The sequence below is a fragment of the Vibrio chagasii genome (genome assembly GCF_002954585.1).
GTDB lineage: Bacteria > Pseudomonadota > Gammaproteobacteria > Enterobacterales > Vibrionaceae > Vibrio > Vibrio chagasii_A.
Window position 1 is genome coordinate 1,268,179 of the sequence record NZ_MSCI01000001.1, and the last position, 15,453, is coordinate 1,283,631.

At 46.7% G+C, this 15,453-nt stretch carries 17 protein-coding genes; 15 read left to right on the forward strand and 2 right to left on the reverse strand.

Features of this window, described 5'->3' with window-relative positions:
• The 14 genes from BTO10_RS05940 to dsbD all read left to right on the forward strand — a co-directional run bounded on the left by BTO10_RS05940 (position 1) and on the right by dsbD (position 12,903).
• Positions 1-624 carry a CpaD family pilus assembly lipoprotein gene (locus BTO10_RS05940; protein WP_105023915.1) on the forward strand — a complete coding sequence of 208 codons (624 nt, stop codon included), beginning with the start codon at positions 1-3 and terminating at the stop codon, positions 622-624.
• Positions 621-1,781, forward strand: coding sequence for a P-loop NTPase (locus tag BTO10_RS05945; protein WP_105023916.1), 1,161 nt, complete (start codon positions 621-623; stop codon positions 1,779-1,781). The genes BTO10_RS05940 and BTO10_RS05945 overlap by 4 nt, the downstream gene beginning before the upstream one ends.
• Positions 1,781-3,127: a CpaF family protein gene (locus BTO10_RS05950; RefSeq protein ID WP_105023917.1), complete on the forward strand. Its 1,347-nt coding sequence runs from the start codon at positions 1,781-1,783 to the stop codon at positions 3,125-3,127. Before BTO10_RS05945 ends, BTO10_RS05950 begins: the two co-directional genes overlap by 1 nt.
• On the forward strand, positions 3,124-4,038 hold the full coding sequence (locus tag BTO10_RS05955) for a type II secretion system F family protein (RefSeq protein WP_105023918.1): 915 nt from the start codon (positions 3,124-3,126) through the stop codon (positions 4,036-4,038). Before BTO10_RS05950 ends, BTO10_RS05955 begins: the two co-directional genes overlap by 4 nt.
• Positions 4,035-4,886: a type II secretion system F family protein gene (locus tag BTO10_RS05960; protein ID WP_105023919.1), complete on the forward strand. Its 852-nt coding sequence runs from the start codon at positions 4,035-4,037 to the stop codon at positions 4,884-4,886. Before BTO10_RS05955 ends, BTO10_RS05960 begins: the two co-directional genes overlap by 4 nt.
• Positions 4,883-5,623, forward strand: coding sequence for a tetratricopeptide repeat protein (locus BTO10_RS05965; protein WP_105023920.1), 741 nt, complete (start codon positions 4,883-4,885; stop codon positions 5,621-5,623). The genes BTO10_RS05960 and BTO10_RS05965 overlap by 4 nt, the downstream gene beginning before the upstream one ends.
• Entirely contained in the window at positions 5,623-6,066 is a 444-nt protein-coding gene (locus BTO10_RS05970; protein ID WP_105023921.1) for a TadE/TadG family type IV pilus assembly protein, read from the forward strand. The genes BTO10_RS05965 and BTO10_RS05970 overlap by 1 nt, the downstream gene beginning before the upstream one ends.
• Positions 6,056-6,616 (forward strand): tight adherence pilus pseudopilin TadF, encoded by a 561-nt coding sequence (tadF, locus tag BTO10_RS05975; RefSeq protein ID WP_105023922.1) that lies wholly within the window; start codon positions 6,056-6,058, stop codon positions 6,614-6,616. Before BTO10_RS05970 ends, tadF begins: the two co-directional genes overlap by 11 nt.
• A complete protein-coding gene (locus BTO10_RS05980) occupies positions 6,609-7,814 on the forward strand; it encodes a vWA domain-containing protein (RefSeq protein WP_105023923.1) in 1,206 nt (401 codons plus the stop codon). Before tadF ends, BTO10_RS05980 begins: the two co-directional genes overlap by 8 nt.
• A gap of 85 nt (positions 7,815-7,899) precedes the next feature.
• A complete protein-coding gene (locus BTO10_RS05985) occupies positions 7,900-8,364 on the forward strand; it encodes a TlpA family protein disulfide reductase (protein ID WP_105023924.1) in 465 nt (154 codons plus the stop codon).
• Positions 8,364-8,864 carry a DUF4266 domain-containing protein gene (locus BTO10_RS05990; RefSeq protein ID WP_105023925.1) on the forward strand — a complete coding sequence of 167 codons (501 nt, stop codon included), beginning with the start codon at positions 8,364-8,366 and terminating at the stop codon, positions 8,862-8,864. The genes BTO10_RS05985 and BTO10_RS05990 overlap by 1 nt, the downstream gene beginning before the upstream one ends.
• A gap of 88 nt (positions 8,865-8,952) precedes the next feature.
• Positions 8,953-10,179 (forward strand): DUF3570 domain-containing protein, encoded by a 1,227-nt coding sequence (locus BTO10_RS05995; RefSeq protein WP_105023926.1) that lies wholly within the window; start codon positions 8,953-8,955, stop codon positions 10,177-10,179.
• Positions 10,169-11,110, forward strand: a complete 942-nt coding sequence (locus tag BTO10_RS06000; RefSeq protein WP_105023927.1) for an FAD:protein FMN transferase — start codon at positions 10,169-10,171, stop codon at positions 11,108-11,110. Before BTO10_RS05995 ends, BTO10_RS06000 begins: the two co-directional genes overlap by 11 nt.
• Complete coding sequence (dsbD, locus tag BTO10_RS06005; protein ID WP_105023928.1) at positions 11,107-12,903, forward strand: protein-disulfide reductase DsbD; 1,797 nt, start codon at positions 11,107-11,109, stop codon at positions 12,901-12,903. The genes BTO10_RS06000 and dsbD overlap by 4 nt, the downstream gene beginning before the upstream one ends.
• Before the next feature lie 73 nt (positions 12,904-12,976).
• Here dsbD and BTO10_RS06010 read toward each other — a convergent pair whose 3' ends face one another.
• Entirely contained in the window at positions 12,977-14,095 is a 1,119-nt protein-coding gene (locus BTO10_RS06010; protein WP_105023929.1) for a phosphotransferase, read from the reverse strand.
• A gap of 11 nt (positions 14,096-14,106) precedes the next feature.
• The gene (locus BTO10_RS06015) at positions 14,107-14,391 is read right to left on the reverse strand and encodes a GNAT family N-acetyltransferase (RefSeq protein ID WP_105023930.1); all 285 of its coding nucleotides are present in this window, start codon (positions 14,389-14,391) and stop codon (positions 14,107-14,109) included.
• Positions 14,392-14,663: 272 nt separating this feature from the next.
• On the opposite strand from BTO10_RS06015, the gene BTO10_RS06020 reads away from it, so the two are divergent.
• Entirely contained in the window at positions 14,664-15,410 is a 747-nt protein-coding gene (locus BTO10_RS06020; protein ID WP_004740704.1) for a flagellar brake protein, read from the forward strand.
• Positions 15,411-15,453: the final 43 nt, after the last annotated feature.

A 15,453-nucleotide genomic window follows, 5' to 3' on the forward strand; every position in this document is an offset into this window, starting at 1 on the left:
ATGAATAAATTATCCTTATTGCTCCCTGCCCTATTTGTCTTTGCGGGATGCGCACCTACGCCAACCACTCAGCAACCATCAGTCGATGTGGTGTCTGTGACTAACAAGTTCTCTCTGACACTTGCCGGGAAAACGCTGTCGGCTCAGGAAAAGGCCGATATTTCTGACTTTATCGCTCGTCGAGGCAGCGCGAGTAGCTTGATGGTCAAAATAGAAAAAACAACTCCCAAAGGTGAAAAGCAGCTCGAGAAAGTAAGACTTCACCTTATCGAATCAGGTCTCTACCCCTCACAAATTTGGGTAGCAGACGAAGCAACAGTAGGTAAAGGCGACATCACTATTTTAGTCGAGTCTTACCGCGCCAAAGTCACAGCCTGTGACGCGGGTAAAACGCCAAGAACGACGCTCAACGCCTACCGTACTCAGCGCAATTTTGGGTGTGCAAATGCCAATGCGCTTGCACAAATGGTAGCCAACCCTAAAGACCTGATCGTCGGTCAACCGATTAATGGTGCTCAAGGGCAGAAAGCTGTCTCTAGTATCGATAACTACTTTGCTCCACCAGCCCAAAACCAACAGCCACATAATGGTTCTTCGACGACCACGCAAGGAGGTTCGCTATGAATCAAGTACACCAGTTGACGGTACTGATCGCAGCGTCTGAGCAACTCGATGCCCTAGCGCTTACGCATACACTGAATGACTTTGGTATCCACAACATCACTGTCTCTTCAAATCAAGAAGACGACGTAGTGCGACACGTTCTGAAGCATGGCATCAAGACAATATTTCTCGATGTGTTGAATTGTGAACTGGCTGAATCAAAACAAGCCGTGCAGCGCTTGATTAAGCGTACAGGCTGTCAAATTATCGTTCTTGGCCACTCAGATGAAATTTTCATCTACCGTGGCATGCTGGCATCAGGCGCGAGTGACTATCTAGTACCTCCTGTGACTCCGCAAGATCTGGAACACGTTTCTTTCGCGGCTTTACAGAACAACAGCGAAAAACGACATGAAAAAGTCATCTCGGTTGTCAGTGCAAAAGGTGGTTCAGGCAGTAGCACCATTACTGCAACTCTTGCACAACAACTCGCAGAGCTCGATAAGAAAGTGGCTTGTCTAGACCTAGACTTTTCAATGGGCGACTTGGATCTGCTACTCAATGTTGAGGGAAACTCAGCATTGATCGAGCTTTTACAATACCCAGAGAGACTCGACCCGTTAGTTTTCGAACGCAGTGGGATCAGCGTATCTGCAAAGCACACCCTCTTTACTGGCTATCTACCTTTAGATGCCACACCATTCTGGCCACAAAAGAGCGCTTTAGACCAATTTACCAAGTTTTGCCTACAAAACTCAGACTACCTACTAGTGGATATCCCAACTTACTCTTTGCGTGATCAAGTTGGCTTTGACGCACTGAAAAGTGCCGATATCCGAGTGATTGTCGTAGAGCCAACACTTGGCTCTATCCGCAATGCCGGTCAAATAATCAAACGACTTCAGAATCAAGCCGACTCACAAACGCTTGTTGTGCTCAATCACACCAAGTCCGATTCAGGCTCAATGATTTCAGTTAACGATGTGAAAAAGTCATTAGGTGTCCCGGTAGACGTTGTCATTCCATTCTCCCCGAACCACTTTTTGAGCAAGTCATCACTTGGTCAACCTGCCCACAAAGGCAACAGGAAAGTGAAAGTGGCATTCAATTCTTTGGTTGAATTAATCACAGGTGAATCGCAGCAAAGCAGCCGCCGTTTTTGGAAGCGAGGTGCATAATGTTTGGTCAAAAAGCAAACACGGTTGATCCGATTGAAGTCAAGCAAGCTCGGTTGCATGAAACGTTAACATCCGCTCCTTCGCTACGTGATCATTATCATGTGATTCATGAAGAAATCATCAAGGCAATCGATCCATCAGCGGTTGTGAGTTTAAGTGCGTCCGATCTTGAAGCTCGAATTTCAGAAATGGTATCGGAAATTGTGGTCTCTAAGCAGCTACCACTCGGTCATCAGGATGTGACTCATTCTGTAGAACAGCTCTTAAATGAATTTCTAGGGTTGGGACCACTACAACCACTGATTGAAGACCAAACGGTCACTGACATCATGGTCAATGGTTACCGTGAAGTTTACGTCGAGCGTTCAGGCAAACTGCAAAAAACCACGGTCCAATTTCGTAATGAAGAGCAGCTTCTCAACTTAGCGCGACGTATCGTGAGCAAAGTAGGTCGCCGAATCGATGAATCGAATCCATTAGTTGATGCAAGGCTAGACGACGGCAGCCGTGTCAATGTCATGATCCCGCCGCTCGCGCTTGATGGAACCTACATATCTATCCGTAAGTTCAATGAAAAGAAGCTGACACTGAGCCAATTGGCACAGTTTGGTGCGATGTCGAATTCGATGATTAAGCTTATTGATATTATCGTTCGCTCTCGCCTCAACGTTCTTGTCGCGGGTGGTACCGGTGCAGGTAAAACCACCCTGCTTAACGCGATGTCTTTCAGCATCTCGCCTCAAGAGCGCATCATCACCATTGAAGACACAGCAGAACTGCGCCTGCAACAACCCCATGTGGTGCGTGCAGAAACTCGCCCAGCCAATGCAGAAGGTTTAACGCCGATTACTCAAAGAGAGTTAGTACGAAATGCCCTACGTATGCGACCAGATCGCATCATTTTAGGCGAAGTTCGTGGCGATGAAGCCTTTGAGATGATGCAAGCAATGAACACAGGCCACGAAGGCTCGCTGTGTACACTTCACGCCAATTCTGCAACAGATGCACTGGTGCGCATGGAGAACATGCTAATGATGAGCCAGGCAACGCTGCCTCTCTTTTCACTGCGTCGCCAAATCGCCGACACCATTGATGTGGTTATCCAAGTAGAGCGAATGCGCGATGGCAAGCGACGCATTGTTTCAATAACCGAGGTACAAGGATTAGAGGGCGAGCAATACGTCACTCAAGAGCTGTTCGCCTTTAAAACGCTATCGGAAGACCAGCAAGGCAACCTAATTGGTGAGTATAAGAGTGCCAAGTGCGTGCCAAGCTTCAACGAAAAAGCGAAATATCACCAGCTAGACGCTCAACTAAGGGTGGCAATGGAGCTTGAAGCCGGATGATTATTGTTCTTACTATTTCTGCGCTGCTGGCTACGGTTTGGCTAATAAAGCTCAACTCAAAACAAGCCATTGTTAATAAGCGCCTGTCATTAGTATCAAATGCTTACAAAGTAAGCCCTGCAGACGTTTCTATCAAAAAGTCGAGCCACCAGCGCGCCAACAAACTGCATTCCTTTTTCCTACGAATAAATGCCTTGCTGCCTGTTTGGGATAAGTATTTTATCGCCTCAATGGTTGTTGGCTTTCCAGTTGCTGGTTACCTGTTAGTACCGGAACTTCCAGTGCATCTTCGATTGCTTGCAGCACTGGGGCTGTGGCTCATATGTACCTGTGCCATTGTGTTTTATCGCAGAAAGAGACAAGTAGAAGAGTTTGAAAAAGACATCATCAACGTCCTTGGATTGATTTCTAGAGCGGTATCAGCAGGGCTATCTATCCCACAAGCGATTGATCAAGTGGCACAGACGCAACCTGGCTTGCTAGGACGCGAGTTCTCTTACCTTCGCGACAATCTTGCGCTTGGCCTTAGTCTTCGTCAGAGTCTCGACGATGCGTGCATTCGCCTCCCTTACAGCAGCTTTCGTTATTTCTCTGTTGCACTGATCCTTAACCAGTCGAATGGTGGTCAACTGCGCGACATTCTTCATAGCTTAAGCCGAACCATGCATGACAACCGAGCGATGAGAAAAAAGGTGAAGAGCTTAACCTCAGAGCCTCGCATCACAGCGTTATTTCTCTCTGTCTTACCCATAGGGTTGCTGGGTGGCATCTATTTAATTGAGCCCTACATGATTAAGCAGCTGTTTAACACTGAACTGGGCCAACGAGTTCTGACCTATGCACTCATTAGCATCAGCATCGGCACCTTAATTTTGAATGCTCTGACTCGCAATAAGAGGTTCCCATCATGATGTATGTTGCCATGTTGCTGTTGGGATTAGCTGTTCTTCTCACGCTGATCGCACACCTATCTTCGTTCAAACGAGACGTTGTGGCTGAGCGACTGAATCGCGTATCAAGCTATTCCTCAAAGTATAAAAACACGTCGAGTAAGTGGCATTTCCAAGGTGAGAAATCTCGACGTCAAAAGCTGGTTCTGATTGGCTGGCTTAACCCAAATGCAGAGATGTACTTTTTAGGGCTTAGATTAATCACCATGACCGTAGGTGCTGTTACTTGGTATGCCACTCGCATTCCAGTGCTAACGATGAATTCGGCGGCAGAGTGTATCGCTATCGGCATTGTTGTCGGCATCCTGTTCGATCGCATCCTTGAATGGCGTGTGAACCAAGTTCGAATGCAGATCAGCCGAGTAATACCCGATGCCGTCGACCTAATGGTAGTGTGTGTTGCATCTGGCCTAACACTCGAAGCGGTATTTCGCTGCGTTGGTGAAGAGATGCGTTCGATCTCCCCTGCCTTGTCACGAGAATGGCTGTTAACCGCAACAGAAATCTCTGTTCTCGATTCTCCACAAACGGCACTCAACAACCTAGACAAACGTGTACAACTATCTGACATCAACAACGTTGTCACTACCATGAACCAAGCATTGCAATACGGTACGCCTATGGCTGATGCCCTCAAACTGATCGCTTCGGATAGCCGTCAATATCACTTTTTAGAACTGGAAGAGTGGGTGGGAAAAATACCAGCCAAGATGTCATTCCCTTTGGTGGTTTTCATCATGCTACCTGTGGTGGGCATCATCGTCGTGCCAATCATGTTATCTCTTACACAAACTCTGGGGGGCTTATGAGAACCATCCCGTTATTCTTTTTGTCGCTGATATTGTTCGGCTGTCAATCAACCAACCATGTTGAAAAAGATACCGCCGAAAACATGAAGGTGGCAGAAGTTGCGTTAATGAATGGTAAGCCAGAGAGCGCCATGGATCTCTATCGCAAAATGTTGGTATCCAATCCCAATGACCCGCAGTTACTGCTGTTGATGGGCTCCGCAGCCAATCAAGCCAGTCGTTATGACGAAGCACTGCATTACTTAAAGCGTGGTATCGAGCTTAATCAATCCAGTGCGATTTACCGTGAGTTAGGCCGTTCATGGTTAGCTTTAGGAGAGCTTGAACAAGCGACCTCCGCTCTTGAAAAGTCTGTTCGGCTGGATGCTTCCGATGACGTTGCTCAAAATAGCTTAGGAGTCAGCTACTCGCTCAATAAGCAGTATTCCAAAGCCAGAGAGTGTTACTCAAATGCGCTTAGCTTAATGCCTTCAAGCAACGAATACCGAAACAACCTCGCTATGGCGTGGATACTCGATGGTAAACCAGATCAAGGGATTCGTATTCTGCACCCGATCTTTGTCAGAGGTGAAGCTAGCGTAAAACTCCAGCTTAACCTTGCGTTGGCTTACGCACTTTCTGGTGACAGCGAGTCTGCAAAAGCAATCGCTCGTGAACACTTATCGCAACCGGAATACGCTAACAATAGCTTGTATTACCAAGCCCTAGCCGCTCACGCTGAGCGAGGAGAACAATAATGCTCTCTCGTCAGAAAGGTGCGAATAGCGTTGAGTTTCTAATGATCACCCTACCGTTTCTATTGCTGATACTAGGGGTCTTTGAGATCTGCCGCCTGCTGCTAGTCAACATCATCTTCGATGTTGCCGTTCATGCAGGAGCGCGAGAAGTCAAAATTCGACCAGTTGGTCCCATATCAAACCAAGTTTTCATCGACACTATCGACAATTTCCCACTGCTCGAACGGAGCAAGATCAAGTTGTCTCAACCTTTGTACGTTGAAAGCCTACCGGACTTAGTTAACAGGAAAGCGGCACCGATAAGCAAAGCAGTATTGGGGGAATACACGGTGTCTTACGCATTTTCATTCGCTCTACTGCCTAGCCTTTCAACTCGTTTTTTAGAACGTACCGGCCAAATGACAACCTTGGAAAGAAAGGTATTGGTGAGTTATGACGGTTAATAACACACACACCAAAAAACAGGCGGGATCAGCAGCCGTGGAATTCCCATTTGTCGTGCTCGCGATGATGATCATTCTGTGGGGCTTCGTTGCTATCTATCGCTTATTCAGTATGCAGACTCAGTTAGACAATGTTACCTACAACCTAGTGAATGCGATTTCTTCAACTCAACTCAAACCTGAGCAAGGTAAGAATGGTTTACCCGAGACTCTAAAAGGTCCATTGATCGTACTCGCTGAACGTTACCTGCCGAGTAGCATTGCCCATAGCGATATTGGGCTTTTACTTGAAAGTCGTGTCTTTGATATTGCTACTTCAACGTGGGAATACAAACATCTGTATGCGGGAAGCGACTGCCAAAGTGATCGACCGATTGAACAGCTTACGGACATGCTCGTTGTGGGCAGCGGCGATCCTGCGTTGGATGGAAGACCGTCCACCCTGGTTCAGCTGACCTTATGCGTGGAGACACCATTTAGTTACGAACGACTCGCTCTTCCAAAAAGCTTAAAAAGCTCATCAGTAGTGGTAGGTAAGCACTATGGTTAACCCAATGTTTAGCGGCCTAGCCCGACAGCAAAAAGGTTCGATCACTCTTTCCTTTCTTGCACTACTGTTCCCTGCACTATTTATCGCTGTTGGCACTCTGATGATCTGCGCGCAAGTGATGGTTTCTAATCGAGCTGCGCAAGCCGCTGACTCTGCCGCACTGGCTTGTGCTTTTACTGATGAAGCGACTTCGAAAATGATGCGCGCATACCAAAGTTACTACCGCCCAACATTGAAAGGTGTGAGTGGATTAACGCCAGAAAACCAAGGCTGCCGAATTAGCCTAGGTTACTCCGTCACACCGCTAATACCGCATTTCAGCTATGAACGCTATGACCAAAATGTGACTGCAACAGGTGGTGGCTTTAAGGGGGGGGTTGAAAGCAAACACTCTGCGATTCCAACAGAGTTGGTATTGGTACTCGACGTATCTGGCTCCATGAGCTCAAACATACAGTCACTAAAATCTATTTTGTCGAATGCCTTGAATACAATTCAATCTCAGAGTAATAACGCTAACGATTTAGATTCAGTAAGGATTTCGATCGTTCCCTTCGATTCTGGAGTGGCAACACATCGCCCGCCCTGGTTATCCGAAGAAAAAGCCGGAATCTACTGTATCGATGGACTTAGCTATCGTAATGGCGATTTCTCTGCGGCGCTGACCGTAGATAACCTCGCGACGCTGCATTCAGAGCGACCTGTGAAGTTTACACCGCCGAGTAAGTGGTTAAGCGACTGCAATCAAGAATCACCAATGCTGCCATTGACCAGCGTCTTTTCCCGCGTCCAAAACTCGATAAACAGCCTAACAGCAAATGGCGGTACTCGCTCTTATCAAGGTTTGGTATGGGGCGTAAGACAGCTTATCCCAAGTTGGCAACAAGCATGGGGAATGAAGGTTAGCACTGTACCCGAAACCAGAAGAAAGCTGGTGTTATTTACCGATGGCGCTGACGAAGGAGACGCGTTCAATCAACTAGTAAACGCTGGGTTCTGCACTACGGCTATCAAGCAGTACGGCATTGAAATGAATTTCATCGGCTATGGCGTCAGCCCATCTCGAATTACTCAGTTCGAGAACTGTGCAGGCAATCATTTACGCGTATTCAGTGCCACCAATACGACACAACTTAACGAGTATTTCTCCGACATTTTGGCGGTTGAATACTCGGCAAGCATCCGACTCACTCGCTAATTCAAATAAAGCGTTTGATTCAAAAGCCCCAAACTTAAAGCATTGAATTTAAAAAAGATAAATTAAAAACAATATGGAGAAAAACATGTTTACACGAGCCCTAGCGTTATTGGCGCTGTGCCTTTCTTTGCCTGCAATGGCTTATCAAGAAGGCGATGCTTTATCGCAAGACGTTATAAAGAAACTGCAACTCAACAATGAGGAGCTCACCATTGTCGACTTCTTTGCTGAGTGGTGCGTTTCTTGCCGTGAAGAGCTTCCAGAAATAAACCAACTCTACAAAGAACTTAAAGGCACTGGCGTGACATTCAAAGGTGTTGATGTCGATGAGGATGTTGAAGTTGGTCTTGAGTTTCAAAAGCAACTCGGATTGGAATTCCCAGTAGTTAACGATCCAGAGCAAGCATTAATCGCAGAGTTTAAACCTATCGGTATGCCTGCACTGTATTACATCTACCAAGGCAAGGTTATCAAGATTCGCTTTGGCGCAATCAACCACATTGGCGACGTCATTACTGATGACCTAGTGAAAATGGGAGTGCAGTTGTGATGTTGATGAAAGCCACCCTTGTTGGATTGCTCGCTATTCCAATGACCGCAAACGCCGCTCTTGAACTCGACCTTAGTGGTTTAGGAAAAAAGCCCGTTGAACAGCAAACCAGTAATAACAGCACTAATAGCGATGGTCCCATCGTAGAAGAAGAGATCATCTCCAGCACGGTTTACTCCAGTGGCGGCACGCACTCAAACCAAACCACCAAAAGCGCAACTAGACGCAACATCGACATGGTTACACCAAAGGCAAAACAGCTGGTTATCAAAAAAAAAGAGCCAGAAGAGACTAACAAGCCTTCAGCGTTAGCGTTTGTCGATGAATTTCTTGGTATTGAGCCGGTAAAGCCTTGGGAGAAAGGGACGCTAGCTCAAAAAGAGATGAAACCGGGCGGTCCAGTACCAGAATTCGATGTTTTCTCTGAAAAAGTCTTTGCCTACAAACAGGGCTCTGTGGGTGGCAGCGGTGTTGGCGGTGGCGGCTGCGGCTGTAACTAACCATTAAATCGATCCAATAAACTCAATCGACAAAAACACTCAATCAATAAAAAAATATTCAGTACTTCAAAAACAAAATAAGAACAAAATGAAAAAACTACCAATTACGCTGCTAAGTGCAGCGGCAGTGGCTAATGTGGCATTAGCTGAAGATCATGTCTCTGTGCATTACCTTAACTATGAAGAGTATGACGACAGAGTTTCAGCCAAGGACACCATGGTTTCGATTGAAAAAAGTATCGGCTTAGATTGGACCCTAAACGCAGAAATAAGCTACGACAGTGTTTCAGGTGCTTCTCCAGCATGGGGCCCTACGACGCCTACAGCTTCGGAGGCCGACAAAATAAATCGCGCCCTGAAAACCCAGCAAGCTCAAGACAAAACTGACGAAGTCATCCGTGCGGGTTACGATCCTTACCGAGACAGTTATGAGGTCCAGAAAGTCGGTCTAGAAGACACCAGAAAAGCGCTCAGCTTGAGTGCCACCTATCGTGACAGACTGCGCAATGAATGGACTTTTGGGGGCAATATATCCCAAGAAGAAGACTATAAAAGCATTGGTATCAATGGTAAAGGTTTGATTTATGCCGATAGCACTAAAAATCGTTCGTACAGCTTAGGGGGCTCTACTCTTTTCGACCAAACGAAGGCGTTTGGCAAATACGTTGATAACTCTTCTAACAGCCAAAGCTGGAAAGACATCTTCACCGGTAGCTTAGAGGCAGGGTTATCTCAAACCTTTACACCAAATCTGTACAGCATTTTTACCGCTTATGCAGGCTACCGTAGCGGTTACTTGAGCAACCACTATTTGACGGTGCTTCGTGAAGTCGACATTAATGACGATGGTAAAATCGATGATGACGAAGTGTTCTTGGGGCAAGACTCTAGACCAGATACCCGACTGTCTGGCGGTATTAACCTTCAGGCCTTCTACTCGCTGTCCGATAGCATCAAAATCCGACCACGTTACAAATGGTTCATAGATGACTGGGGCGTGATGTCTCATCAAATAGGCGGAAAATTATCTTGGCGTGTCAGTGAGTGGCTAACCCTAGCGCCAGGCTATTTCTGGTATACGCAAGATGCGGCAGATTTCTATCGCGATCCGAGTAGCGCTGATCCTTCTTTTGCTTCGACAGGTTACGCGACTTCTGACCTACGCCTAGGTAACTTCACCGCGAATGCTTATGAGCTTGGCGCGAGCGTGAAGGTCCATAAAACTGTGCGTTTAAATGCGCTGGCGGCTTACTACGAACAAAGCAACGGATTTGAAGCGCAGTGGTGGGCGGTTGGAGCAACTTATGAATTCTAAGCTGCCCTTTGTCCATCGCTTTCATGCCATGACAGTACCTTGCGAAGTGCAGATCTTATCGCTTGATTTGACCCACTTCCCAAAGGCGTGCGCAAAAAGCATCGCTGATGAGATAGAGCAGAACACACATCGATTAGAGGGCAAATATAACTTCTACAGCGATAATTCATGGCTAACGCGACAGATTAATCAGCGCACAACCAGTGAAGTCGAACTCGATTCAGAGTCTGCGGAAGTTTTTGAGCATCTCGACCGATTAAGCCAACTGACATTCGACACGTTTGATACCACTGTTGGCAGCATCAAACATCTTTTAAAACAGAAACCTAAGATGTCACACAGCCATGCCTTTCAAGCCCTCTCTTCTGCACTGGGCAAGCAGGCGTGGGAGCTAAAAGAGGCAATAGGTCAAGAAGAGACAGTCGATCTACAAAGGACAAGACTACACGTTCCTGATTCACGCACTCGCTTCGATTTTGGTGGCGTCATCAAAGAGTACGCGGTCGACCAAGCAGTAAAGATAGGTAAGCGACTTGGTGCAACTTCAATGTTGGTGAATTTTGGTGGCGATATCTATGCATTGGGTACAAAGCCAGATGGTTCGCCATTCAATATTGCAGTTCTGGATCCAAGAGACAACAAGACACCTTTTTTTGCCGTTCCGATTACCGACGCGGCGCTGACCACATCAGCCCACAGTGAACGTCAGATGCAGTTCGGCGATAAAACCACGTCTCATATTTTGTCGAAACAAGGCGTAGAAAAGAAAATTCTGTCTGTTACGGCAATAGCTTCCTCCACTTTGGAAGCAGGTGTACTTAGCACTTCCTTGACGCTCAACCCGAACATTTCAGTACCAGAAGAGAGCGCCGTTATTTACATCGACGATCAATTACACATTCACCAAAGCACGGAGTTTTTGCATTCATGAAAAACTACCTACTCACGTTAATTCTATTGTTTAGCAGCTTTTTACATGCTCAAGACAGTGAGTTTCTTCCGGTTGAAGAAGCCTTCCCTGTTACATGGGAAGCCACAGGCCAAGGCGCAGTTATCCGCTTTGATACACACCCCGGGTACTATCTTTACCAATCTCGCTTCTCGTTTAAAGAAGAGTCTTCATTATCGACATTAGATCCTCAATACTCTCTGCCAGGTGAAGAAAAACAAGACCCTAACTTCGGCAATGTAGTGGTATTTCACGATCCACTTACCGTTACCGTGCCTTACACCGGAAGTGGCAAGCTCACTGTCCGCTATCAGGGCTGTGCAGACAAAGGGCTTTGCTACCTGCCACAAAAGCTAGTGCTGGATTTACCTACGCTCAAGGCGTTGGCAGACGTCGCTACTGAGAAGCCATCAAATTCTCTGGTTCAAACGCTAGGTGAGATAAGCGATGATACCAATGGCTTGTCGTCGTATCTCTCTCAAGCAGGCAAGTTACAGGCACTGCTTGTGTTCTTCTTGCTTGGCTTAGGCCTTTCTCTAACGCCGTGTGTGCTGCCTATGATTCCTATCTTAGCCAGCATCATAGGGGGCGAAAAAGCGATGACAGGCAAGAAAGGTGCAGCCCTTTCTAGCTCGTACGTTCTGGGTATGGCGACCAGTTATGCCATGACGGGAATTCTGGTCACCACATTAGCAAAAGGCATCAATTTACAAGCAGCCATGCAACAGCCTTGGTTGCTCAGCATTTTTGCCGCCGTGTTCGTGTTACTGGCGTTAGCCATGTTCGGCTTCTATGAACTTCAACTGCCAGCCGCACTGCAGCAGAAACTCAACAGTGGTTCAGACAAATTGGGCGGCGGTAAAATTGCTAGCGTGTTCGCGATGGGCGCGATATCTGCCCTAGTGGTTTCGCCTTGTGTGAGTGCGCCACTAGCCGGTGCATTGCTTTATGTATCCACCACTCAAGACTGGGGGTTTGGCGGTGCTACCCTGTTTGTTATGGCTCTGGGCATGGGTGTTCCGCTTATCGCGATTGGTGCTAGCGGCGGACGCTTACTGTTAAGAAGTGGCGCGTGGATGGTATCGGTTAAGCAAGTATTCGGTGTACTCCTGCTTGCGGTGGCTATCGTCTTGTTAAGCCGCTTCGTTGACCCATCAATCATTATGATTTTGTGGGCGCTCCTTGCTATTGGTACGGGTGTACACTTCGGCGCGCTAGAAGCGGCACAACCAGGCTGGGCTCGTACTCGTAAGTTTTCTGCGCTGTTGCCACTAAGCTATGGCTTGATTCTATTTGTAGGTTATTTCTTAGGCAATTCCGATCCTCTCAACCCACTTGCGAACCGAGAATCCGCACAACCTATAACCATCACATCTTTTGAGAAAACCGATTCAGTCACTCACTTAGAACAGCAATTACAAGCTGCAGCCAATGCTGATCAAAAGGTGTTAGTGGATCTTTATGCTGACTGGTGCGTCTCTTGTAAAGTGATTGAGGCCAAAGTGTTTAACGATCAACAAATCAGCCAAAAACTCAAAGAGTGGCAGACCATCAAGCTAGATGTGACAGAAAGCTCGCCAGAACAAATGGCATGGCTCAACAATAAGAACGTGTTCGGCCCACCAGCCATTTTCTTTTACTCTCCCCTTAGCGGAGAGTTAGAACCAGCGCGAGTCCTGGGGGATATCGACAAGGCTGGCTTTAAAAGCAAACTCAAACTTGCTAATCAGCTTGTAGCAGCCCGTACAGCGAAGCAAGACAGCCAAATAAATTAGACCGTCGCTCAATGAGCAAAAACGCCCAACCAATGATTGGGCGTTTTTATTTGGTCTATTGATGATAACCCTGTTACTCAGCTCTCTCTAACTGTTGGATAACCGCTTGAGTCAACTGCTCAGTGTAAGGGTTGATCTTCCAATGATCTGGACTCCAACCTTTCACGAAACGTTGGAAATCAGCCCACGCAACATAAAACAGTGGTCGCCATGCGCGTTCGACGTCTTCAAATGAGAGCTGTGGTTGATAGTGTGCAAGCGCCTCTTTCAAGTGCTGGAAATAAGTACCTAACACCTCACTTTCATACTCTTGGCAATCTTGTGGCCTAACCGCGCTGCTCATAAACAAGGCGACGTCTTTCATTGCACACCCATGGCCAACGTATTGAAAATCGACTGCAGCCGCATTTTCACTTTCTGGATCAAAGCAAAAGTTTGCGAGCTTTGCATCGCCGTGCACTAAGGTGGGATACGGGCACTGTTTCAATAAACGGTCGATACGTTGCGCTTGTTGTTTCAAAGGCAAATCCGCCAAGGCACTCAGCTCATCAGGACGCGTGTCTAAATGCCAATAAGTACCGACTGACCACAAGGATACAGACTGCTCTTGATTGATGTTAATGTGCTTTGCGTGAAAGTTAGCCAACCATTTTAAGCAAGCATTGCGCTGTTTGACCTCAACAGGCGTATAAGCATGATGCTCCTCGCCTGAAGCTGATTCATCAGAAGCGGCCAGTACATCAAACTGAGAGGTTAATGGGAAACCGCTATCCGCTAAGTCTTGCATCACGATAAGCCATTCGTTATCTGCTAATTCACATTGCAAACCCACAGGCACGGGGCAGCGCTCATCCCATTGTTGAGTGAACGATTGATACCACACCGTCTCTACTTGATAGGAATGCACTTTACGCTGATGAGACAGCTTAGTGTTCCATCCTTTCGGGTGTTCAGTTTTATCGGGCAACGCGACATGTTTAACGATAACGCTGTTGAACCCAGCATCACTACTATTTGTAAAGACTAAGCGCACTAACTCGCCATAGCCGCCCCACAAGCGTTGAATCACGTGAATATCGAACCCTTTATGACGACCTAGTGACGTGGCTATTTTTTGATAAAGCTCAGGAAGTTGCTGGCTGGGATTAACATCGGATTCGATAGAGTGTTTTGAAGATATTGATTGAGACATATAACTCGTTGCTACGCCTTGTCAGCTAAAAGGTGTGACCATTGTGGCTGTCTATTCGTGTAGTGAACAACATAACTGCATACCGGGACAATGGTGTAACCCGCTCGCTCAATCTCAGGGAGTACCGACTCCATCATCACCTTACCAAAGCCCTTGCCTTGCAGTTCATCAGGAATTCGAGTTGAGGTGATATGCAGTACCTCGCCATCCATTTTATACTTAACAACCGCAAATTGGTCTGGTTCCAATTCAACCGTGATCTGGTTCTCACCTTTATCCCATTTAACTGCCTGCATTCTCAACTCCTGCAAATAATGGATACGACAAACAATTAAAGTTTGAAGTATGAATTCCTTGTAATAGACTAACGCAAGTGCATATAAATAAAACTAAGTACTTACAAACAAAGAAAATATTATTATAGCGTGTGGTTATAGATAAAATTCAAACCAATAAGAGGCACTCTATAAATTGCGTTAGTACGCCTACTCAATCTAGCACGTAATACCCCCTTGTTAGCAAGTTATCAATATCTAACAGACGCATGTTGGCACATGGAGAACCTATAATGAACGCACCACTGAAGAAGCCTTTGGAGCATAATCAGGCACTGCAAGATCCTCGAAATCGAACCGTCACCACCATTAATAGTACCGATGCGCTGGCTATGATTGAGCATGGCAGTGAGCTGACGTTAAATGTCTCGACACCTGTTGGTAACAAGTTTCTCGCTACCACCAAATTTATCGGCACTCACAGTGATAACTGTATCCTGATTGAAGTACCGGAGATCTCCAGTGATGACCTACGCTTTTTCTTTCAGGAAGGCTTTTGGATGACAGCTCGAGCCTACTCTTTGCGAGGCGAAGGTGCTCTAATCCACTTTAGGTCCCAGATTCACCACACCGTTGGCGAACCCTTTCCTATCATCGTGCTTTCCACGCCAAGTACCATGCAAGTGACGCAACTGCGTAAAGAAACGCGCTATGAAGTAAACCTAAGCTCTCGAGTGATCTTTGATGATCAACGCATGAACTGCGAGATTAGAGACCTCTCAAAGAGTGGCTGTCGCTTTGTTACATCACCAACCTCTCGTCCAATTCAGGTTGCCGACCGAGTCTCTATCGAAATTACGCCTGAGAACTACAATGGTCCGTTGATTCCGCCACTTCGAGGGATTGTGTGTAATCTGCAAAGATCAACGCACTACGCGCGTTATGGTGTCGAATTTGATGATATCGGTAAAGCCAATGCCAAGAACCTGCTCAGTAAGCTGAAGTTCGATGGCACCAAACTTCGTTTGCGTAATGCTTAAACGCTCTCGATAGAAACGAAGCAAAAGGCCCCAAATAAAAAAA